Origin of the sequence: Marinicrinis sediminis, assembly GCF_042685085.1 — a bacterium.
Lineage (GTDB): Bacteria > Bacillota > Bacilli > Paenibacillales > KCTC-33676 > Marinicrinis > Marinicrinis sediminis.
In genome coordinates this window covers 203,890-225,583 of the sequence record NZ_JBHUMM010000007.1, presented here as the reverse complement: position 1 = coordinate 225,583, position 21,694 = coordinate 203,890, and the positions used below count along the sequence as shown (strand labels likewise).

General features: G+C 42.2%; 16 protein-coding genes and 1 pseudogene. 11 read left to right on the top strand and 6 right to left on the bottom strand.

Features of this window, described 5'->3' with window-relative positions; genetic code table 11:
- The first annotated feature begins 52 nt into the window (after positions 1–52).
- From ACFSUC_RS05000 to ACFSUC_RS04980, 5 genes and pseudogenes are all read left to right on the top strand, one after another.
- Positions 53–2,698 (top strand): N-6 DNA methylase, encoded by a 2,646-nt coding sequence (locus ACFSUC_RS05000; protein ID WP_379928386.1) that lies wholly within the window; start codon positions 53–55, stop codon positions 2,696–2,698.
- Positions 2,699–3,589: a hypothetical protein gene (locus tag ACFSUC_RS04995; protein WP_379928385.1), complete on the top strand. Its 891-nt coding sequence runs from the start codon at positions 2,699–2,701 to the stop codon at positions 3,587–3,589. It abuts the gene before it with no gap.
- A gap of 702 nt (positions 3,590–4,291) precedes the next feature.
- On the top strand, positions 4,292–5,251 hold the full coding sequence (locus tag ACFSUC_RS04990; protein WP_379928384.1) for a D-2-hydroxyacid dehydrogenase: 960 nt from the start codon (positions 4,292–4,294) through the stop codon (positions 5,249–5,251).
- Positions 5,252–5,534: 283 nt separating this feature from the next.
- The gene (locus ACFSUC_RS04985) at positions 5,535–5,909 is read left to right on the top strand and encodes a deaminase (protein ID WP_379928465.1); all 375 of its coding nucleotides are present in this window, start codon (positions 5,535–5,537) and stop codon (positions 5,907–5,909) included.
- A 131-nt stretch (positions 5,910–6,040) separates the two neighbouring features.
- A pseudogene (locus ACFSUC_RS04980) lies at positions 6,041–6,760 on the top strand (transposase); the annotation flags it as partial.
- 118 nt (positions 6,761–6,878) lie between these two features.
- On the opposite strand, the gene ACFSUC_RS04975 reads toward ACFSUC_RS04980, so the two are convergent.
- The 3 genes from ACFSUC_RS04975 to ACFSUC_RS04965 form a co-directional block, all read right to left on the bottom strand.
- A complete protein-coding gene (locus tag ACFSUC_RS04975; RefSeq protein ID WP_379928383.1) occupies positions 6,879–7,730 on the bottom strand; it encodes a hypothetical protein in 852 nt (283 codons plus the stop codon).
- A 135-nt stretch (positions 7,731–7,865) separates the two neighbouring features.
- On the bottom strand, positions 7,866–8,813 hold the full coding sequence (locus ACFSUC_RS04970; protein ID WP_379928382.1) for a hypothetical protein: 948 nt from the start codon (positions 8,811–8,813) through the stop codon (positions 7,866–7,868).
- A gap of 15 nt (positions 8,814–8,828) precedes the next feature.
- Positions 8,829–9,746, bottom strand: coding sequence for a 3D domain-containing protein (locus ACFSUC_RS04965; RefSeq protein ID WP_379928381.1), 918 nt, complete (start codon positions 9,744–9,746; stop codon positions 8,829–8,831).
- A gap of 826 nt (positions 9,747–10,572) precedes the next feature.
- Here ACFSUC_RS04965 and ACFSUC_RS04960 point away from each other — a divergent pair.
- The 6 genes from ACFSUC_RS04960 to ACFSUC_RS04935 all read left to right on the top strand — a co-directional run bounded on the left by ACFSUC_RS04960 (position 10,573) and on the right by ACFSUC_RS04935 (position 17,722).
- The gene (locus ACFSUC_RS04960) at positions 10,573–11,619 is read left to right on the top strand and encodes an ABC transporter substrate-binding protein (protein WP_379928380.1); all 1,047 of its coding nucleotides are present in this window, start codon (positions 10,573–10,575) and stop codon (positions 11,617–11,619) included.
- An 89-nt stretch (positions 11,620–11,708) separates the two neighbouring features.
- Complete coding sequence (locus tag ACFSUC_RS04955) at positions 11,709–12,722, top strand: FecCD family ABC transporter permease (RefSeq protein ID WP_379928379.1); 1,014 nt, start codon at positions 11,709–11,711, stop codon at positions 12,720–12,722.
- Complete coding sequence (locus ACFSUC_RS04950; RefSeq protein ID WP_379928378.1) at positions 12,719–13,756, top strand: FecCD family ABC transporter permease; 1,038 nt, start codon at positions 12,719–12,721, stop codon at positions 13,754–13,756. The genes ACFSUC_RS04955 and ACFSUC_RS04950 overlap by 4 nt, the downstream gene beginning before the upstream one ends.
- Before the next feature lie 17 nt (positions 13,757–13,773).
- Positions 13,774–14,574, top strand: coding sequence for an ABC transporter ATP-binding protein (locus ACFSUC_RS04945; protein WP_379928377.1), 801 nt, complete (start codon positions 13,774–13,776; stop codon positions 14,572–14,574).
- Between the two features lie 606 nt (positions 14,575–15,180).
- Positions 15,181–16,296 carry a slipin family protein gene (locus ACFSUC_RS04940; RefSeq protein ID WP_379928376.1) on the top strand — a complete coding sequence of 372 codons (1,116 nt, stop codon included), beginning with the start codon at positions 15,181–15,183 and terminating at the stop codon, positions 16,294–16,296.
- A gap of 367 nt (positions 16,297–16,663) precedes the next feature.
- Positions 16,664–17,722, top strand: a complete 1,059-nt coding sequence (locus tag ACFSUC_RS04935) for a GGDEF domain-containing protein (RefSeq protein WP_379928375.1) — start codon at positions 16,664–16,666, stop codon at positions 17,720–17,722.
- Between the two features lie 24 nt (positions 17,723–17,746).
- Here ACFSUC_RS04935 and ACFSUC_RS04930 read toward each other — a convergent pair whose 3' ends face one another.
- Genes ACFSUC_RS04930 through ACFSUC_RS04920 form a run of 3 tightly spaced genes read right to left on the bottom strand, consistent with a single transcriptional unit; the run spans position 17,747 to position 21,634 of the window.
- On the bottom strand, positions 17,747–19,006 hold the full coding sequence (locus ACFSUC_RS04930) for an MFS transporter (protein WP_379928374.1): 1,260 nt from the start codon (positions 19,004–19,006) through the stop codon (positions 17,747–17,749).
- Positions 19,007–19,059: 53 nt separating this feature from the next.
- Positions 19,060–20,439 carry a 3-phosphoshikimate 1-carboxyvinyltransferase gene (aroA, locus tag ACFSUC_RS04925; protein ID WP_379928373.1) on the bottom strand — a complete coding sequence of 460 codons (1,380 nt, stop codon included), beginning with the start codon at positions 20,437–20,439 and terminating at the stop codon, positions 19,060–19,062.
- A complete protein-coding gene (locus tag ACFSUC_RS04920; RefSeq protein WP_379928372.1) occupies positions 20,417–21,634 on the bottom strand; it encodes a Coenzyme F420 hydrogenase/dehydrogenase, beta subunit C-terminal domain in 1,218 nt (405 codons plus the stop codon). The genes aroA and ACFSUC_RS04920 overlap by 23 nt, the downstream gene beginning before the upstream one ends.
- Positions 21,635–21,694 lie beyond the last annotated feature (60 nt).

Sequence of the window (21,694 nt, the reverse complement as noted above, 5' to 3'; positions counted from 1 at the left end):
TGTTACAAACTAGCCTCTATTACTAAATATATAAAAGATTGGAGGTTAAGTAATGTATGATTATGATAAAATAGAGATCTTCAAACATAGGCTCTCTCGTATTCTTGATATCGTTAGAAGTGATATCTCTGTAAGAAATTATGATCTTGATTTGTATGTCTTGAGTTTAGTTTTCTTAAAACGTGTTGCTGACAATACACCACATATTCAAAGATTATGGAAACATATTAGAAATAATGCTACCCACCTAAGAGAGTCTCGTATTGTAGCTTCAGAATTAGATAAAACTTTTTCTGAATTGGATGAATATCTAGGTAAGTATAATAATTTATTTCATGGAATTAAGTTTGAAAACTGTAATTTCATGACTAGTATTTATGCGATAATCGCTTACCTTGATAGTCTATCACTTTCATCAGATGAAATTTCTGATCATGATATGGGGGTTGCTTTTGAATATTTAATTCAAAGACTACGTTTCTATTCCTTAGGAGTTAGGCCTTACCCAGATGAAATAAAAAAATTACTTGTGAATTTACTAGATGTAAAACAAAATGAGAGAGTTTATGACCCGTTTTGTGGTACTGGGGGTTTTTTAACCGAAATTATTACAAATGCAAGGGAATACTCTGTGGAATCAAAAAGAATATCAATATTTGGACAGGAAAAGGACAGTAAAAATCATAGTATCTGCATAATGAATTTTATTATGCATGGAGAATATGATGTAAACATTTTTTTTGGTGATACACTATTACATCCTGGGAATATCCATGATAATCAAATAACTCAATTCGATAAAATAATTACCCGTATTCCATTTTCAGTGCGCAGTGATAACTACTACAGTGAGTATGTTCATGACAGATATGGCAGATTTCAATATGGTTTAGCACCACGGAAATCGTCTGATTATGCATTCATACAGCATATTATATCGAGCTTGAAACAAAATGGTAGGGCAATTGTTGTTGTTGATGATAGGCTTCTTGCAAGTGAAGGAAATGAGAGGGAAATAAGACGGCGTATTATCGAGAATGATTTAATAGAAGCTGTAGTATCAATACCGATGAAAGTAAGTTCTTTTTCAAAAAAATCATTCTCATTATTAGTGTTGAAAAAAAATAAAGAATCTTATAAAACGGGCAAAGTGTTATTTATAAATGGCCTATGGTATTCCGATTTTGATGGTAAGAGACATATGTCAAATGTAAGTTTGGATACAGTTGCAGAAATATTAAAGAAATACGATGAAGTAGAGGGAACTTCAAGAGTTGTTTCGTTAATTGAAATACAGGAAAACAATTTTAGTCTCAATGTAAATAGATATGACAGTATTTTTATTGAAAATGAGGTTCTTTTAAAAAAAGGAATAGGGAAGAAATTAAGGGATGTTTTTGAGATAGTAAGTGATGTTTTTATAAGACAAACAGAAGAAGATGAGCATGGATTACCTTATGTAAGAATTAGAGACTTAAACGAATCGATAAAAGAAAAATATATTAATACAAATGAAATTGAAAGAAGAAGGATGTTGATAAATAAGGAAGTCTTATCCAAACAAGCAATAATTATATCATTACTTGGAGAAAAATTAAAGCCGACTATTTATGATACTGAACATTCTCCTACAAAAGAGATAATTATAGGTCAAAACCTATTGGCACTAGTACCCAGAGTAAGGTTGATTAATATTGAGTATTTATACTATCAACTTTATAGTCCGAGAGTTTTAAATCAAATAGCAAAACTAAGAGCAGGTACCATCCCTAGAATTAAAAAAAATGATTTTTTAAACATTGTGATTAACGTTCCAGACCTAAAGTCCCAAGAGGAATACATAAAGGAGCAAAAGTTATCCCTAATAGAGATAGAGAGTCTACGAGATTTCAGTATTGAAAAAGAAAACGAGCTAGAGAGAACAGCACAAGACGCTCAAAAAGAAATAATTAGTACTCTTTCTCATAATGCATTACCATATATTTTTTATATTCATAGTAATATAAGTATTTTAAGAAAATTTTTATATTCTAAAGGTATGTTAGATGAATTTGTAGAAAACCCTATACAGAATACTAAAGATATTGATATAGAATTATTAATTGCTAGTGAGAGTAGCCTTGTTCGAGATAGTATAAGAGGTATATTTGATAGATTAGAGGTATATACAAAGACTCTCGAGGAATATATTGATCGTACCAATAAAATTATTAAATTAGATTTAAAAAAGAGTGATTTTAAAATAGTGAATTTATGCGATTTTTTGAATGAACTAGTGGATATTCATAGAAGAGAGATAAAAGACAAGTATCAAATATCAGTCGATTGTTTGAAAAATATATATTTGAACATGCATGAAGTGTCTTTTCGTGAGCTATTTAACCAGCTATTTAGAAATGCAGAGATGCATGCATTTGATATGAAAAATAATAAAAAAAATAAGAATACAATCAGAATTAAAGTCACTGAGAACGGGGATTTTTTAAATATTATCTACACAAATAATGGAAGACCATTTGATTTGTCAAAAAACGATTATATATCACCTTTGAAAAAAGGTAGAGAAAGCAACGGACAGGGCTTGGGTGGGGCATATATAAACAAAGTAATAGGTGCACATTCAGGCAGGCTTGAAATTAATCAAAGAGACAGTGGAATGGAACTTCACTTTATTTTACCCCTAAAGGAGAACTTGTAGATGTCCTCTAAAAATTATGTGTTATTAGTAGATGATAAAATAGGATTTGCAGAAGAACTAAAGAGATCCGCCCGCCCCCATAATATTGATATAGTACACAAAACCAATTTTAGAGATATGGAAGTAATATTACCATCCATTGCATCAAAGCTAACGCTTATTGTTCTTGATATAAAGTGTTTGAAAGAGCCAAATCAGCCGATAGAAGGTGAAGATTTTCTAACGATAGCTTTGTCATTACTTGATGAAAAATATAAAGAACTTCCACGAGCAATTTTAACAGCCGATGCAGAAGGATTCTCGACTGTGAAAACGTGGTTTCCTCAGGAGAAGCTATATAAAAAAATACCGGGAGATATCGAAGCATTATTTAATTATATTACTCAAAAGGGTCTTGAACTTGAGAATATTAAAATAAAAAATAAGTATTTTAATGTATTTCAGATTTTTGAGAGAGGTCATGTCGATATATCGATAGAGAATGAATTAGTAAACTTAATAAAAAATATGCATAGTGATGATTTATCCCAAATAAAAAGTAATTTAGTAACAATCCGTAGAGTTCAAGAATCAATTCTCCAGACAATAAATAAATTAGATAAAAGTATAGTTCCTGACAGTTGTTTCAAGCCAAATAATGACGTGAAATTTTGGGATGCTCACAAACATTTAGGTGGAAACAAACACCGGAGAAATAATCATCAACCTACCCAAACTGAATATTATTCTGGAGTAATTAAAGTGTTTTCTGAATGCGTATATAAAGTGTCAAGTGATAACGGAGCTCATAATCCATACCTTAATCCAGCATATCAGCCAACCTCATTTACTGTACAAGCAATGGTGTATTCATTATTTGATTTGTTACTTTGGTTCAAAACAACTGTTTGATTCTGTTGACGAACATCATCAACAACCAATAAAACTCAAACAAATAGAACAATATGCGTTGGATAAAATCCTTATACATCAAGGGTTTTATCCAACTAATACAGGACCAAAATAACTACCACATGTTCCCGCATGTGGTACATCCTGAAACACGGAAGCACATATTGAGATAAAATTTCACCCCAGAATACCCCAAACGCCCCTCGTTTTTTTTAGTCAAGGTGTAGCCAAAGGTCCTCACCCATGCAGGAGAGACAGTAATGACTTCTGGTCAACATAAAAGCAATTATCAGTGAACATGAATATAATCAAAATTACGGTGCAATGCGAATGCTGCTAGCGCTGACGCAAATAGACATTCTCACCAGTTAAATACATTGTGGAGGCTGAAACTTCAGGATTGTCAAACGATCTGAATGTACTGAGATTGCATCCTCACAGGATCTGATGTATCGCCATAATAAAATGCTTTCAAACAATATATTTAAGCACGTACCACATAGTAAGGTTGATATAAAGATTGAATGTGGCGTATCATGTAAACTAGTGTTAGCGTTTACAACAGGACTTGTATGTAGCTGATCGGAGAGTATTATCGGCATACAGGAACCAATAGATAGGTGGCTTGAAGGTCAGGAATGCAAGCTCTCAGATTACAAGACGGATTGAATGATGAAATGACCAGAAAAGAGGGACATATATATGAGAAAGATGATTTGTCTTTTAGATATGACAGATTCACAAAAAGAGCGGATAAGGAAACAAGCGCCGAATCTTGAGATTCATTTCGGCACTGCTTCAAGCATAGAGGATAGACTTTTTTTGGAGGCAGAGATCATTTTCGGCTGGGATACACGAATAGAAACCGAGACGCTTTGCAAACCCTCCAAGCTGAAATGGCTGCAAAGCTGGTCTTCAGGTATCGAATACTTGCCTCTTTCGCTCCTTGAGGAACGGAATATACATGTAACCGATGCGAGTGGAGTCCATGCCAAATCCGTTTCAGAAACTATATTAGCGATGATGCTGGGTTTTTCCAGAGGGATTGTGTCAGCACTGCATAATCAGGAATGCGCAAAATGGGAGAGTCCAGTAACATTGGCCGAAATGAACGGCTGCACAGTATCAATCATTGGGACAGGTGAAATAGGGAAAGAGGCTGCTCGATTATGTCGTGCATTCGGAATGCAAGTCATTGCAGTTCGACGTTCCGGAGAACCTATTCCAGAAGCAGATCTAACTTATCCAACGAGTTCGCTAAATAATGCGCTTAAAGAAAGTGACTTCGTCATTAATATTCTGCCATTGACAGAAGAAACGCACTATCTGTTTGACTTCGAGAAATTTAGTCAAATGAAGAAAAGCGCATATTTTATTAATGTTGGACGAGGCTCTACTGTGAAGACGGAAGATTTGGTCAAAGCTCTTAAAGAAGGTCGGATAGCAGGCGCTGGCCTGGATGTTTTTGAGGAGGAACCGCTCCCTGCAGAACATTCTTTATGGTTACTATCGAATGTCATACTCACACCTCATAATTCAGGCGGAAACACGATGAAAAACAGGGAGCGTCTTGTAAACTTGTTTGTGATGAATTTAGAGCGTTATCTAAACGGCGAAGAGCATGCAATGAAAAATGCCTTGGATTATCGAAAAGGGTACTAGACCTTCAGTAGCACAAAACAAAAAAACGCCATACCGTTCACGTCGATGAGGAAGGAACTTTCCCATTAGACTTGATGGTATGGCGTCTTTTTATAGGATGCGTGCCTAGAGGCACGCATCTTCTAGCAGGTGAAAGTTCGATCGCCGGAGGAATCAAGTCCCCGTATAGCTTGGATACTTGCGTATGGCAAAGTCTGTGCGTAAAGCGTATCAACGAAAGAACCTGTCAGAGACGGGGCGAGCAACCAACCTGGCCGTAACATGAAGTGAATCTTGCTAAGCTATTGGGCAATTTAGTGGAAGAAGGATTTTTGAAATAGATGTCATCAGACAAGCTGGGCAATTACTTATGGACAAGAAGTACAAAAACAAATGCACATTGTACTCAACAGTTGAACCTTGCCCGATGTGTGCAGGTGCGCTAATACTTGCGGATATAGCAAGATCCGTCTGGGCTCTAAGTGATGATTACTTGGGTGCTGTACGAATCATGAAGGCAGGGAACCATTTTAGACATAAGTTCGATAAGATATGCGTAACAGCAATGCCGTATAAGGATTTGGCAATATGGTCACAGAAACTGCATCGACTATGGGGTGAACGACGCGGGGTTAAGTATAGAGTAAGCGATGTCTCAGAGAATACCTGGGCGGATTGAGCGATGGTAGATCTCCAATATCATTATTACAATTAGACCACTGAGCCATTTCGCAACTTATCTGATTTGGAGCCGAATGCTTAGTAGTAAATACTGGGTATAAGAGTGGAATCTTTAATAGTAATCGATGTAAGTTTTTACAAAGACATACCGGAATCGAAGATCAAATCGTTGCCCTATATGCCAAAGAAGGAGTCAACAACCGCGAGATTCAGGATCATTTGCAGCAATTGTACGGTGTAGAAGTCTCTCCCACCTTCATTTCCAACGTCAAGAACAAAATTCTGCCCCTAGTGAAAGAATGGCAGAACCGACCACTCCAGGGCATCTATGCGGTGGTCTATTTAGATGCCATTCACTTTAAAGTGAAGCAAGATGGCGCGATCATCAACAAAGCAGCTTACATGGTCATCGGGATTGATCTCGATGGGATCAAGGACGTACTGGGCATGTGGATTGGCGAAAATGAATCTGCAAAGTTGTGGCTGAGCGTACTGAATGATTTGAAGAACCGAGGCGTAAGTGCATCATTCACCAGATTCGCAATTCCACCCGTTATGTCTCCTACAAGGATTTGAAAAAGGTGAAGCAGATCTAAAGCCCATTTATAAAGCCGCGACAGAGGAAATGGCTTTGATGGAACTGGATCTGTTTGAAGAAACCTGGGGAAGCAAGCATTCCCTCATCATTCGCTCCTGGTGCAACAACTGTGAGGAGCTTGCCACCTTCTTCAAGTATCCATCCGAGATCCGAAAGCTGATCTACACCACCAATATCATCGAAAGCTATCATCGCCAATTACGGAAGGTGACCAAGGGAAGAGCATCTTACCGACAGATGACGCTCTTCTATAGATGCTTTATCTCATCACCATGAATGTCACTTGACAGACCCCAGAAATGCACCTCAACCATATGGTCGGAGCCATTGCTTTGTAAAAATGTGAGGATGGCATCCCTATTCGTAGGATTATTCGTAAGAAGTCTCTTTTACGATTGTCGGATTTTCCATAAACACACCAGGCGAAGTGAAAAATGACTCTTTTGTTAACACAAATGCATCATTTATCCAAATGTAATTATATTTAAAGAACCCTAGTGGACTTTCCTTATTAAGGCCAGGAATCATTTTTGTACAACTAATTTCAGCATTTCCTGTCTGTGAAGTTGTAAGATTCACTTGAGTAAACCAGTTCGAAGGCTTGAACAAAGATAGATTGGGATTTTCAGAATAGAGATCAGATTTAAAATCAACAGTGAAATTGGTGCTGTGATCTAAAATATTGAAATGATCTGGTGAGGTGAAACTAATTTTAAAATTGTTTTCAGTATGAGATTGGTCCGTCATCGTATTTAGTAATGTCATAAAACGATTGTTTTGCGATCTCAAAATCAAGTAAGCCCATCGTTCATCGACGGGGTTTTGAATAGTTGCTTCTGGCTCATAGTAATTTAGTTTTATTGATAAAGCAGATTGTCCTTCTTCCAATTGAATCACTTGAACATCCTCGGGGTAAGCAAGTTCAGGGAGATCCAAATCCCATTCTTCATTAGTTGTTTTTATTTTCAATTGAAGTATATCACTTAGTCGATAGCTAATGTCTAACTGCTCAGGATCTTCGTCTGCATACCATTGTACCTGTAATGTAGAAAGATTTAAATATTCCTTCTGAGAACTAATTTCTTCAACAGTAGACAAATTTCCTTGTTGAATGTCATTAGGTATCCTTTCCTCTTGACCTGGATCGTTATTCATTTCCTGACCGCAACCAACAAGGATAATCATTAGTAACGTTATTATCAAATACACCTTTCCTGACATAAATATTCACCACCTATATGAATTATATTATTCACTTGAAAACAGTTAGGTTTCGAAAGGTCATCAGTCATAGAACCATAGAAGGAGAGATATGAATGAAAATCAACAATTCATATCTCTCTGATGACTTAATGCTCAATTATTTTTTTCTTGGAACTTTAAATCTAATTCTATTTTTTCAGGGGTGTCCGTTCTTGTTAGTAGAGCTTGTTGATTTAAGTCATATTCAAGAATACTATATCGACCATTTATTTTAATTGATTTATGATCTTTCCACTCAATTTTACCTATGTCATGTTCCCATATTGATTTCTTTATATTGCTAACTGATCCCTTATTATTCGATTTGGTAGCTGTTACAAGAAAGATATCATTGGTAGTCATATTACCTTCAAAAAAAGCGATGTTTTGACCTGTTTTATCAATGTTTGGACCTCCATAAATGACTACATCTATTGGGGATTCATAATAAATGTTACCCAAGTCATCTACAATCTTATTTTTCCCTTTTTCTCCTTCACCAAAGTGAGGTTGTGGAACATTGAAAAGTAATCGGTTATGTTTGTCATCCCAAGTAAACCCTAAACCGTAATAAGTATTTTCAATTTTTTTGCTTTCAATGTTTACTATCTCTATAACTTCAAGGCTAGGATTGATTTGTCCAACTACACCAAATCTTTTATTATCAAACCATCCGACTTTTAACCAGCTCGTTGCTAAATGATCAATAATTGGAATGTCTATTGTTTCTCCTGATTTAATATCTACAAATCCGATTTTTGGATCTTGATTTGAACTAGCAAATAAGTTATAAGCAAACGCCACCATATTTCCATCTGGTGAAGTAACGGGAAGAAGCTTCTCCTGTTTGGAGGAGGTTAATTTTTTACTTTGAAAATGAATTTGATTATTAATGATAGATGGATTAGATGTGCCAGAATTTTGATTAACTTCTGTTGAATTCATTTCGAAAAATGATAGATTATCAGTACTTATTGCACTGACGGTAACCGCAGAACAAGTAGCTAATATGAAGCAAATTATTATCCAATATAATAATGTTTTTGATTTGAAATTTACCATATCAACAAACCTCCATTACCATTTGTTGTTGCCAAGATAGGTGACAGAACGATTACTATTATTACAGATCGGATCTGTTTTCCATGCATTCCCTACACCCATATAAATATCGATATCGTATTGATTTATGGCACCACCTGCGTCTTCTGCAAGTCGTTTTCCAACGCCACTTATATCAACAGTTCCTCTTTGCCATGTTCCACTTGGTGCCCATCTTGGAATGTAGTATCTGTCTACCGCAATCGTTTTATTTTTTACTGGTGTTGTTCCAGAAGCAGTAGTAGGTGCTGTAAAAGAGTAATTGCTGGTCGAGGCATTATAGCGAATCCAAGTGCTGTCCTGAGACCAACCAGATCCATTTAATTTTACTGCATCTAAAAAGGATTGTTTGTACTTTCCTGTAATACCAGTTGCAGTTGCAGTTCGATTTCCTGAGAAATCTTTTTCATCTGGCGTGTTATAACATGTGCAATAAAAGGTAGATTGATAATTTGCTGTTAGTACATTGGTAATGTTGTTTGTTCCAGAACCGATATATGTCCCATCGTTAATTGAAGCTGTTACAGAAAAAGTCTGCACTCCGCGAACTTCGTAAGTAGCATATGTAGCATAACTAGTATTGATAGAAGATTCAGTGCCAATTTTTTTAATACTAGATGTATTAGGGTTGCTGAATGTTAGATATTTACCGATGATACCATAACCGCCACCAGACACTGTTGCTTTGACCGTTACTTTATATAAAACTTGAGCATTAGAATCTACAATATTCCAACCATTAACTGAAGAAGATGGAATTGATTCATAAGCATACGATAAAGTAATTCCTACTGTAGTAGCTGCGTGTGATTTAGTTTGATTAATAATTAAATAAGATGAACTACATAACAGAATCAATACAACGGTAAATAATACGTTCTTTCTTGAAAACACTTCACTCACCACCTATAGAAGTTATAAATCTACCTACTTTTTTAGAACAAAAATGCTTCAACTATCTGACTTTTTACAGATGATTTTTTAGAAAGATGCTCTTTTAAAAAGGGTATTTTAAGAGTTGATTTCTATGGACGAAGAAAAGCACGCATCCTTTCTTTTATATTTTTTTAATAAATAATTATAATAGGGTATATATCCCAGTTACAATCACATGAAAATAATACCACCTTTTAATATTGTTGTATATAGATCATTAGAATCACAAAAATTGAAATAGGATCATCTATAGCTTGATATTTGATCTTCAGATTAAAAAAATATTTTCGATATATTTGCTTAACGCTAAATTAAAACATACCAGCCGCCCTAACGTTACTATAAAAGATGTGAATCGTTAAGCAGGTCAGCTGCGAATAGATAAGAGGTATAAAAACAAATGAACACCATACTCAACGGTTGGAACTTGTCCTACGTGCGCTAGAACGTGAATACTAGCGGATATTGCAAGGTATGTCTGGGCGTTTAGCGATGATTACTTGTGTGCTGTACGCATCATGAAAGAAAGGAACCACTTTAGAGTAGCATCTTTGTTCGCGCCTGCACTATGGCAGGTGGTCTCTCGATGATACAGACGAGGGTCAGTTCCATAACCTAAAGACACCCGAAAGGGTGTCTTTATTGTGACAAAACAAATATATGATTGACAATTCAGTTGAAAATGATTATCATTTCATAGGTAATGATAATCATTTTCGACAATGATAAGTCTCACAGAGACAGATAACATTACATTACATATATAGGGAGGAAAACCACGAAGATGAAGAAAACGTTAATGATCGTGAGTATGATGATGGTGGTGCTTGTCATGATCGCAGGATGTGGGGGAGCAGGGGAGAATAACCATTCCAATCATGCTGCAAATCATACTAATCAAACGAATAACGAAGGTTCCAGCAATGATACAGCTGCCAATAATACGAGTGATAACAAGGATGTGCGCGTTATCCAGCACGCCATGGGTGAAACAACCGTGGAAGGAACACTAGTGAGAGTAGTAACCCTTTACCAGGGGGCGACAGATGTAGCCGTAGCCTTAGGGGTAATTCCAGTGGGAGTGGTGGAGTCCTGGACACAGCAGCCGATGTATGAATACTTGCGTGATGAACTAAAAGATGTTCCTATCGTTGGCTTGGAAACACAACCAAACCTGGAGGAGATATCCAAACTGAATCCGGATTTGATTATTGCTTCCAAGCTGCGTCATGAAAAAGTGTATGAACAGCTCTCACAGATCGCACCTACCGTGACGCATGAAACGGTATATAAATTCAAAGATACGGTACAGTTAATTGGACAAGCAACCAATCAGAAGGAAAAGGCAGATGAATTGCTGTCTAACTGGAATGAGCGGACAGAAGATTTTAAAACAAAAATCGCAACCAAGCTTGGTGAGAATTGGCCGTTAGAAGTATCCGTCCTCAATTTCAGAACGGATCATGCGCGGATTTATGTAACTGGTTTTGCCGGAGATATCCTGAGTGAACTAGGCTTTGTCCGTTCTGAAGTGCAACAAAAGGCAGCGGATGATGGCAATGTCGTATTGAAATTAACGGATAAAGAAAGTATTCCTTCGATGGATGCAGATGTATTCTTTATTTTCAACGCGGACGGTCATAGTCCGGATGCAGCCATGATTGAGCAAACTTATAAAGAGTGGACCAATCATCCACTTTGGAAGAACTTGAATGCGGTTCAGAATGATCAGGTCACGATCGTAGATGAGGTAGCATGGAATATGGGCGGAGGATATATCTCTGCAAATCAGATGCTCGATCAAATCTATGAACATTACGAATTAAAATAAGAGTAGAAAGTGCATAGGGGGAGTCATCCCCCTATTTTTAGCATCTAGGGATTACATAGCATGCAAGTTGATGGAAAAGAGTGATACATATGAATCCTATCTTCATCCGAACATCTCATAAAATTGTCGGCATTTGGTTAGGAATGGGCTTCTTGTTCCTCGCTTTTTGGAGCAGCATGGCTTTTGGTCAGACGACGACCTCTCCTGCGACCGTCTTGGAGGCCATTTTCCATTATGATGACAATTCCACCGAACATATCATCATGATGACCAGCCGTCTTTCCAGAGCTGTTATAGCCGTAACGATTGGTGCGAGCCTTGCAGTGGCAGGGGCGCTGATGCAGGCATTAACGAGGAATCCGATTGCATCGCCAAGTATCTTTGGAATTAACGCAGGTGCGTTATTTTTTGTTGTGTTTGCGACCGTTTTTTTCTCCTTTCATTCCTTGATTCAATTAATGTGGTTTGCTTTTCTGGGAGCGGCAATCGCGGCGGTTATGGTCTTTACGCTGGGATCGTTGGGAAGAGAGAGATTGTCTCCTATCAAAATCATATTAGCGGGGACGGCATTGACCGCATTATTCAGCTCTTTTACACAAGGTTTATTAGTGCTAAATGAGCAGAGCCTAGAGGGCGTACTATTTTGGATAGGAGGCTCAGTCTCTGGCAGAAGTATCGAGATGCTTCAGCCAATCTGGCCATTGATGCTGGGAGCCGGCGTACTGTCTTTTTTTCTTGCGCGTTCGATTAATATACTGACTTCTGGTGAAGACATCGCGAAAGGACTTGGCCAAAAAGTCATCTCAGTAAAAATAGGGATGTCGATTTCCATTGTTATATTAGCTGGAGGCTCTGTGGCTGTGGGCGGTTCGATTGGCTTTGTGGGACTTATTGTCCCTCACATCGTTCGTTCTATGGTAGGAACCGATTATCGCTGGATCCTCCCCTATAGTGCAATTTGTGGTGCAAGCTTGTTACTACTGGCTGATATAGGAGCAAGGTTTATCATTATGCCTGAAGAAATGCCAATTGGGGTTATGACTGCTATGATCGGCGCACCCTTTTTTATTTATCTCGCACGCAGGGGGGTTAATCAAAAATGAAAAAATATACGATCCTGCGTAATCGGACGGATACCGTATCGATTTTGCTGGATCATTTCGCGATAAAAATGTTCCTAGCCTTGTTATGTTGCACGGGTGTCCTGATTATGATCAGTCTATCCGCTGGAAGTACGTGGATAAATCCCCTGGATGTCCTCAAGCATTTGATTGGTTTGGGAAATGGAGAATATACCTTTATTCTCGATACACTCAGACTGCCTAGAATTGTGCTTGCCTTTCTTGTTGGGACATCACTGGCTATTTCAGGATTAATCTTGCAAGGAGTTGTCCGCAATCCACTGGCTTCTCCAGATATTATCGGGATCACGGGAGGAGCTTCAGTTGCTGCGGTTAGTTGTATGACGTTTTTTTCAGATATAAGCTTAAAGTGGATACCCGTGGCCGCGATAGCAGGAGCAGGGATCGTCTTTGTCATCATCTATTCCTTGTCATGGAAAAATGGTATTTCTCCAATCAGGCTTGTCCTTATCGGAATTGGGGTTCAATCCGCTGCTGGAGGGCTTGTGACTATGATGATTGTGCTAAGTCCCACTTACTCCACGAGTGAGGCCTATATATGGTTAACAGGAAGCGTATATGGGGCCAATTGGAACGATGTCTATGCGATGTTGCCATGGGTCATTGTATTCGTCCCGCTATCCCTCCTGTTATCTCGCAAAGTAAATGTGCAGGAACTTGGAGATGACTTGGCGCTCAGTCTAGGTTCTAAAGTGCAAGTGAATCGATTTGTATTGCTTTTTATTAGTGTAGCACTGGCAGGATCAGCGGTAGCGTTTGCAGGAGGCATTGGATTCGTAGGATTGATCGCGCCACATATCGCTAGAAAGTTGGTAGGACGATCGTTTGCGAGTCTGCTCCCTGTATCTGCATTGCTTGGGGGTCTAATCGTCGTCCTGGCGGATACGGTGGCGAGAACCGCATTTCTTCCGCTAGATTTGCCTGCTGGAGTTTTTGTATCCGGAATCGGTGCTCCATTTTTTATATATTTACTGTATCGTAATCGTTATGCCTAATAAAGGAGTGAAGCCGCATGATTGCTTTGGAAACAAAAAAATTAACGTTAACTTATGGAGAAAAACAAATCATTCATAACCTGGATATAGAGCTTCCCAAAGGAAAAATAACCGTTTTTGTGGGGAGTAATGGTTGTGGGAAATCCACCTTGCTTCGATCTCTTGCCCGTTTAATGAAGCCGAGCAATGGGGCAATCATGCTGGATGGAAAAAAGATTTCTTCCATGGTTACCAAGGAGCTGGCCAAACAACTGGCTATACTCCCCCAAGGTCCCATTACACCTGAAGGCATGACAGTGTTTCAGCTTGTCAAACAAGGACGCTATCCCCATCAGAGCTGGCTACAGCAATGGTCAAAAAAGGATGAGCAGCAGGTGCAAATGGCTCTGGCGAGCACTCATTTAACGGAATATGCGGATCAAGCGGTTGATTCATTGTCCGGGGGGCAGCGGCAACGGGCCTGGATCGCGATGACGTTGGCGCAAAATACCGATACGATCTTATTGGATGAACCCACGACGTTCCTGGATATGACGCATCAAATCGAAATATTGGACCTGCTCGCTCAGTTGAATCAGAAAGAGCAACGAACGATTGTGATGGTTTTGCATGATCTCAATATGGCTTGTCGCTATGCAGACCATATTGTTGCGATCAAAGATCAGGGGGTATATGAGCAGGGTGATCCGAAAGCGGTGATTACGGAAAGATTAGTCCATGACGTGTTTCATTTGGAGAGCAAGATCGTCCAGGACCCCGTCTACGGGTTCCCCATGTGTATTCCTTATAGCAACAATCGACCCCGAGCGCGAGAGTAGAGTCACTCGTTTCGAGAAAAGTACAAGTTGAATCCTGAGTTTCTGTAACGAAAAGGACACCCGATGAGGTGTTTTTTTATTTGGTCTTGTAATACTTTCGCCATGTTCGATTCGAATGAAAAGTGTGATGATAGAACCTGTAAGACACATCGGTTCTTATGCAGACGGTCGTAACGAGGCTGGGATGTCGAAGTATCCCGCAGTGCCATGCCAATTGGATGATGGTATCCTGTACGATCTCGTCGGTAAGATCCGCCACTGGGGTTCGATTCCCCAATCGCCTAGGGAGCGATTTTGGAAACTCGACTGTGGATCGAGCGACAACTTCTAAATGAAAGACCAGAAACAGAATCCTCAGTGGCTCGTTCGTGCACACTGCAGGAAGGCCATGAAATCCGTGGATACCGATAAGCGGAAATCCGGTTGTTGTGATCGGACAGAGGAAGCAAAAGGGTGAAAGTAGCGAGCATATCCGAGGACATTCGAGGTCATCCTTTGAATCCAAGTCCAACATAAACACTGGTAAACGGCTTGTCTAAAACGTGATTCCGCCTAAGCTGCAGGAGGATTCTGATCGACTGGTCGAAATATGAAGGGGGAACAAACATGTTTAAACAAGTGACGATACAGGCAGACCAGCGCGGATTGCTGTTTCGAAAAGGAAGTTATATGAAAAAGCTGCAACCGGGCACCTATCGTTATTGGAGCGGCTTGCAAACGACCGTAGTCGTCATGGATATGGCGAAGCCTTTCCTCGTAGAGGGAAGAGAGCTGCAATTGTTTCTGCATGATGAAGACCTTGTACGGGAACTTGAAATCGTACAAGTACGAGACCACGAATATGTCCTACATTACGAGGACGGACAATTTATACAGCTGCTCAAGCCGGGTACATATGCTTACTGGAACATCCTGAAAAACCATACGTTCTTGCATGCGGACGTCAGGAATCCGGAGCTGCCTGCGGAGATAGACCGCTCAATCCTGCCGAGGCTTGCTGTACATGTGCAGGCTTGGGAGATTGCCAGCTATGAGACCGGTTATGTATTTTATGATCATGTCCTGCAGCGGGAGCTTGCTCCTGGCAAGTACTACTTCTGGAAGGGGCCTGTCTCGGTCATGGTCAAGCCAGTGGATGGAAGGCAGCAGCAAATGGAACTGAGCGGGCAAGAAATCATGACAGAAGACAAGATCTCCCTGCGCTTGAATTTCGTCTGCCAATACAAGATTGTGAATCCGATACGCTCTCTGGAGATGAAATCCTTTGATGAGCAGATCCACATCCAGCTTCAGCTCATTCTACGGGAGTATGTTGGAACGCTTAAACTAGACGAACTGTTGAAACGAAAAGAGGACATCGCTTCGTTTGTACTGTCCCGCCTCCAAGAGAAGGGGGAAGCGTTCGGGATACACTTCCTCAGTGCGGGCGTGAAGGATGTCATTCTCCCAGGAGAGATGAAGGATATTCTGAATACGGTCCTGCTGGCAGAGAAGAAGGCGCAAGCGAACCTGATTACCCGCCGGGAGGAAACAGCTTCAACCCGAAGTCTACTAAACACGGCCAAACTCATGGAAGACAATCCGACGTTGTTCCGTCTGAAGGAGCTGGAATTCCTCGAGAAAATATGTGAGAAAATCGGTTCCATCTCCCTGACAGGCGGTGGAGATCTCCTGGATCGGCTAGACTCTCTCATTGGGGAGAAGAAAGCGGCGCGTAAATAGCGCGCTTCTTTTCTCTTCGTTAAACCGATGCAGCCTTCCTTCGAAGCAGAGTGAATCTCTATCTGTCAAATCAATGGCTCAAAAGGATATACGTGATGTACTCTGTCTACAGTGAAATAAATCCTCTGCCTGCTTGTATTCCTATTGAATGGCCAGCCATTTAAACTTAGACAAATGACAAGTGCGGTGAAGATTGTCCTTTCGTTTCCATACAGATCGAACATCCAGATAAGCAGGAATTTGATCACAGATTGCGGAATCTACTTATATACACCATCAATCAGCGTATTCTTGCCATTTGGAGAATAGCGCTGGTGTGGGATCGGAACGCCCTTGAAGGAACGGGGACACCGAGAGGGGAAACGGCATGACGTGGGAAAAATATGTGTATCGATTTGTATGGTTCAGTTTGTGCGTGGGAGCGATGGCGACGACGGCTCGCTGGATATTGGCGGTTTCCAATGGAACTGGTGACGTGATCGAGTACTACGGAGGCCCCATTGCCATCTGTGTAGAGGTTTTTCTGGCAGTGACTTTATGGCGAAAGCCTCATGTGATTGGCAGGGTATTACAGGGCATGTACTGGTTCATGACCGTTGGCATTAGTGTAAAGCTCGGCTATGTCCTGTTTGTCAGTGATGATCGGTTGTACAGTCAGTTCGTTCAGCTTTCGCCCTGGATGTATATCCAGTACGTACTACCATTCCTCATCTATGGCGGCCACCGAAAGGCAACGGTGGTCTCTTCGGTCGTGTTTTCCGGATGGGTCCTGCAAAGTGGCATCTATGTGATCATACAGCATGACCAGGAACTGGCAGAGAAAAGTGAACTGCTGAGTGTATTCATTCAGACGTATGTGGCACAGGGGATTCTGATTGTATTCATGGCGCTGTATGCCAGACTGAAACGGTATTATCTCGATGCGCAGAAGTCCGCGGGAGACATGGAACAGATGGCGAGTACGGACTTTTTACTGAACATTCCGAATCGCAGAGCCATCGAACTGCAATTCACCAAACAACTGTCGGAGGCACAGCAGAGCGGGAACCATCTCAGTGTGATGATGATGGATATCGATCATTTCAAACAAATCAATGATACTTATGGACATCAGGCGGGAGATGCGGTCCTGATCGAAATCTCCCTGCTGTTACGGGAACTGCTGCGGGAGCCCATTTCATTTGGCCGGTGGGGTGGAGAGGAATTTCTGATTGTGATGCCACTCCATGCGGAACAGGCCAATGCGTGGGCAGAACAGATACGCAGCAGGCTGGAGGCCCATGATCTTCCTTCCGGTCCCGTCACGGCCAGTTTCGGAATTGCCGAGTACAAGGAAGGCGATGATGCGAATACTCTGCTGCAACGGGCGGACCAAGCGCTGTATACGAGCAAGGAGCAGGGGCGAAATCGGGTGGAACTGGGTTGAAGCCGAATGAAGCAGCAGGGATCGTCATTCAAATTGCCGGACGGGTTTCAGCCATAACAGGAAGCAGAGCGCCACGATGAAGAACAAGATACCGGTCACACCCAATACCGAAGATGCACTGTAGGCATCCGCGAAGAAAGGGGCAATGATCAGACCGAGGGGCGGAACAACCGAGGTGATCGATCCCAGAGTGGCAAACACTCTGCCCTGGATGCTCTCTTCGACCTTCAAGCGAATGATGACCATAACGAGCAACGTACAATAGGAAAAAATAAAGCCGTGGCACAGGACAAAAAACAATCCCACCCAAACAGATTGAACGAAAGAAATCGCGATAAAGAGAGGGCCGAGCAAGGCCATACTGCCGAGAATCAACCAGCCCCGTTTTCTAAGCCTCTGATCGATACGCATAATCATGAATGCCCCCAGCATGTATCCGAGCGGTACACAAGCTTCAAGCATACCGAATTCAATGGAACTGACTCGCCATTCCTTGACCGCCAGCACCTGAATGAGCAGCAGAGAAGTGAGATAAAACAAGATCAGCAGCGGGTTGATCAAAGCTACACATCTGACAAAACGATTTTTGAAAATGTACTGGATGCCTTCTTTTAAATCGGACAGAAAAGACTTGCGTTCCTTGTTTTGATGAATGGGACTCGGGAATTTTCCGGCAGCCAGCACGCACAATCCCGAGATCAGAAACGTAAGCGCATCGATAAAGATCGCGGAAGCCCCGCCTAATGCAGCCACGACAAAGCCAGCCATAGACAAGCCTGTAATACCGGCAATATTGTCTGCAAAGCTGAGTGCGCCGGTCGCTTTTTGAATTTGGTCTTTTCCCACGATATTGATGAGAGAAGCCTGTGAAGCGGGGGCCTGGAACAAGCCTGCAAAAGCGGTGAGGCTAATCAGGAGGATGATCACACCAAACCGGAATTCTTGAAATGGAAACAGCAGCATGCAAGCGATCCCGACAACAAACAGAACGCGAATAAAGTCCATCCGGTACATCAGTTTTCTGCGATCCGTTCGGTCTGCAATTGTGCCCGCAAACGCTCCGAAAAAAAGGCTCATTGATATATGAATGAGCAGCACAATGGACATCAGCCTGGCGCTTCCGGTTTCCTTCAACACCCAAAAACTGATGGCGACGCTATGGAACCGGTCTCCGAGCACAGAGAAAATATATCCGAGCAAAATCCACTTGAATGTCTTGTTTTTCCACAATGATGGATGTGACAGCACCTGGCGATTAGGCTGCATAGACAAGTTGGCTTCCAACAACGCTCACTCCCTTTGATGAACATGCAAATGATGAACCATCCTCTTACAGTTTATTTCGGTATGATGCGAATATCCGCAAAATGAGCCAGATCCTCCAAAAAGGTCGGATAAGAGACTTTGAGACATGCCGCATCCTCAATAACCGACGCCTCAGGCAGGCTGCTTGCCAGAATCGCGGCGGTCATAGCAATGCGATGGTCGCCATGGCTATGCGTGTGGCACGCCTGCAACGACTTGCCCCCGATGATGATCATTCCCTTTGAACAAGTTCGCAGCTCCGCTCCGAATCGCCTCAGCACATCCGCTGTCGTATCGATCCTATTCGTATCCTTGTCCTTCAACTCCATGCAATCGATGATGGTCGTATCTCCATGGATTACCGTGCTGATGGCAGCAAGCAGGGGGATTTCATCAATCAAGCTTTGCACAAAGGCCATCCCTTCGATCCGGACAGGCTGCAGATGACGAGCAGGTTGAATATGAAGGTCCGCTACCGGTTCACTCCCCCATAAAGTTTCCTCGCTATAGCTGATATCCGCTCCCATGGCCTGCAACACTTGCACAAACCCGGTGCGGGTCGGATTGACCCCCACTTTTTTCAGGACGAGAGGCGGCATCTCCTCCCCGCGAAGCAAATAGGCAGCCATCAAAAATGCGGCAGAGGATATGTCGCCCGGGACATGCCTGTCTTGCGCTTTCAGCGGCATACACCCTTGAAGCTCAGTCACCTGCTCGCTTACCATCTTAACGTGAGCCCCCATGTCTTGGAGCATGAGTTCTGTATGATTGCGGCTCTGACATTGCTGCCGGAAAGCGGTGACCCCATTCGCAAACAAGGCGGCTGTCAATACGGCCGATTTTTGCTGGGCACTGGCAACGGTGGCGTTCCAGTGGATGGGCTTTAGCGGAAATGCCCCTTGTACTCGCACAGGCAGAAAACCTTCCTCGCCCAAATACGTAATCGCGGCGCCCATTTGACGGAGCGGCTCTACCACCCAATCCATCGGTCGTCTGGAAAGCAAGGCATTTCCTCTGATGACCACATCCAGCGAACTGCCTGCGATCAGGCTCATGATCAGCCTTGTCGCAGTCGCCGAATTTCCGATATAGAGGTCAGAGCGGGGCTGTTTCAATCCCGTCAGCCCCACCCCTTTCACGATGACATCAGCCTGATCCCACTCGATATGTACACCGAGCTGCTTCAAAGCCTCGATACAGTGGAAAATGTCGTCCGATTGCAATACTCCGCAGATTCTCGAAGTGCCTTCTGTGAGTGCGCTCCATACGATTGCTCTTTGCGAGATGGATTTGTCTGTCGATATCTGTTCAAATACCGTTTGGCTCATCAGCGGCTTTCGCCGGATAGCCAGATCAAATTGTTCAGGCAAACTGGAAACAGATGCCGTATTATGTCTTATTACGGATTCCAACCGCGATCACCTCATCGTCAGATAAAATATCTCCGCTAAATGATTCATGTACAGGTGGCAAGGGGATTTTCCGTGCTGAATTTGTTTCATAGTGGCGGTAACGCTGTCTCTTTCTCTCCAGGCCAAGATTGTTGATAAAGGTATAGTCCTTTAACGTGAAATGCCCCTTTGCAAGGCCCAGGTTCATGAGTTGTTCCCCCATCTCGGTTCGCACCAGCACTGTGGAGGAAGGAGCGTGATTGCCACCGAATTTACTGGATTCGAATATGTTGGGATCTCCGTCCGAAATGGAGATGTCAGCCACACCGGACCACCAGTCTGGGCACGTGAGACAGCGGAACGTCTTGTGCGCCTTGAACTCCTCGACCAGCCTGAAGAACGGCAGGCGGTGTTCTTCGCCGGCTTTCGTTATGACCTTGAATTCACCCGGGTAGCCCCCGTCCCGATACTTCATCTCTTGCACCTCGTCGAGGGAGAGATGCAGCAGATCGGTAATGATATGCTCGGTGCCTGCAATGGCGGTACTAGAAGCACAGCCGAGTTCAATCGTAAACTGAATGCGATCGGCGAGTGTTTTCAGTGCTTCCTGCTCGCCATGGTTCAGCAACTTTTGAATTCCCTGAATTTGGCAGGGCACCCCGATCAAGCCGATTTTCTCATAGTGAGTTTCTTTTAACAGATGCAGATTTGGGGTAATGCAATAGCTGGACTGCGCACTCTCTATGATCTGATCGACAGAGTCCGCTAGAAAGGCACGGGGTCTCCAGGGCTCTTCCTCATCTCTGCCCACCACAATAACGGCATCAGCCAAGCCTTCCGTCAGGGCTGTGATGGCAAGGGTTGTGCCAGCCCCTCCTGCCGAAGCTTTTTGCAAAATGTCCGGCGAAGACGCTGTAAGTTGGCAGGCATAACGATAGATGCCGGTCCATCGTTCCTCTTCCGATCGGGTGCGCGCAAACATCCGCTCTTCCGTCTGCGGCACACCGGTATCATAGCCTGGACAAATGTCTGAACAAAGGGTGCAGTCCTGACAGACGTCCAGCACTTCATTCATCTCCCCCTTGAACCAGGGAAGGGGAATGGAATCTGTTGCATGAAAGCCTACCACGTCTTTCGGACAGACTGCTTCACATAAACCGCAAGATGTGCATAAGTCAGGCTCAATAATATCCCTGTACAAGGTCATAAAAGACATTCATCTTCACCTCTTCCTTCTCCTATCCCTTCATGAGATGTGCGAATCGATACATGGCAA

What these genes read in the sequence shown, in the direction of transcription:
- ACFSUC_RS04970 (WP_379928382.1), bottom strand. Translation starts at nt 8,813, where the DNA reads ATGGTAAATTTCAAATCAAAAACATTATTATATTGGATAATAATTTGC.
- ACFSUC_RS04940 (WP_379928376.1), top strand. Translation starts at nt 15,181, where the DNA reads ATGTTTAAACAAGTGACGATACAGGCAGACCAGCGCGGATTGCTGTTT.
- ACFSUC_RS04990 (WP_379928384.1), top strand. Translation starts at nt 4,292, where the DNA reads ATGAGAAAGATGATTTGTCTTTTAGATATGACAGATTCACAAAAAGAG.
- ACFSUC_RS04950 (WP_379928378.1), top strand. Translation starts at nt 12,719, where the DNA reads ATGAAAAAATATACGATCCTGCGTAATCGGACGGATACCGTATCGATT.
- ACFSUC_RS04975 (WP_379928383.1), bottom strand. Translation starts at nt 7,730, where the DNA reads ATGTCAGGAAAGGTGTATTTGATAATAACGTTACTAATGATTATCCTT.
- ACFSUC_RS04920 (WP_379928372.1), bottom strand. Translation starts at nt 21,634, where the DNA reads ATGTCTTTTATGACCTTGTACAGGGATATTATTGAGCCTGACTTATGC.
- ACFSUC_RS04995 (WP_379928385.1), top strand. Translation starts at nt 2,699, where the DNA reads ATGTCCTCTAAAAATTATGTGTTATTAGTAGATGATAAAATAGGATTT.
- ACFSUC_RS04935 (WP_379928375.1), top strand. Translation starts at nt 16,664, where the DNA reads ATGACGTGGGAAAAATATGTGTATCGATTTGTATGGTTCAGTTTGTGC.
- ACFSUC_RS05000 (WP_379928386.1), top strand. Translation starts at nt 53, where the DNA reads ATGTATGATTATGATAAAATAGAGATCTTCAAACATAGGCTCTCTCGT.
- ACFSUC_RS04945 (WP_379928377.1), top strand. Translation starts at nt 13,774, where the DNA reads ATGATTGCTTTGGAAACAAAAAAATTAACGTTAACTTATGGAGAAAAA.
- ACFSUC_RS04960 (WP_379928380.1), top strand. Translation starts at nt 10,573, where the DNA reads ATGAAGAAAACGTTAATGATCGTGAGTATGATGATGGTGGTGCTTGTC.
- ACFSUC_RS04955 (WP_379928379.1), top strand. Translation starts at nt 11,709, where the DNA reads ATGAATCCTATCTTCATCCGAACATCTCATAAAATTGTCGGCATTTGG.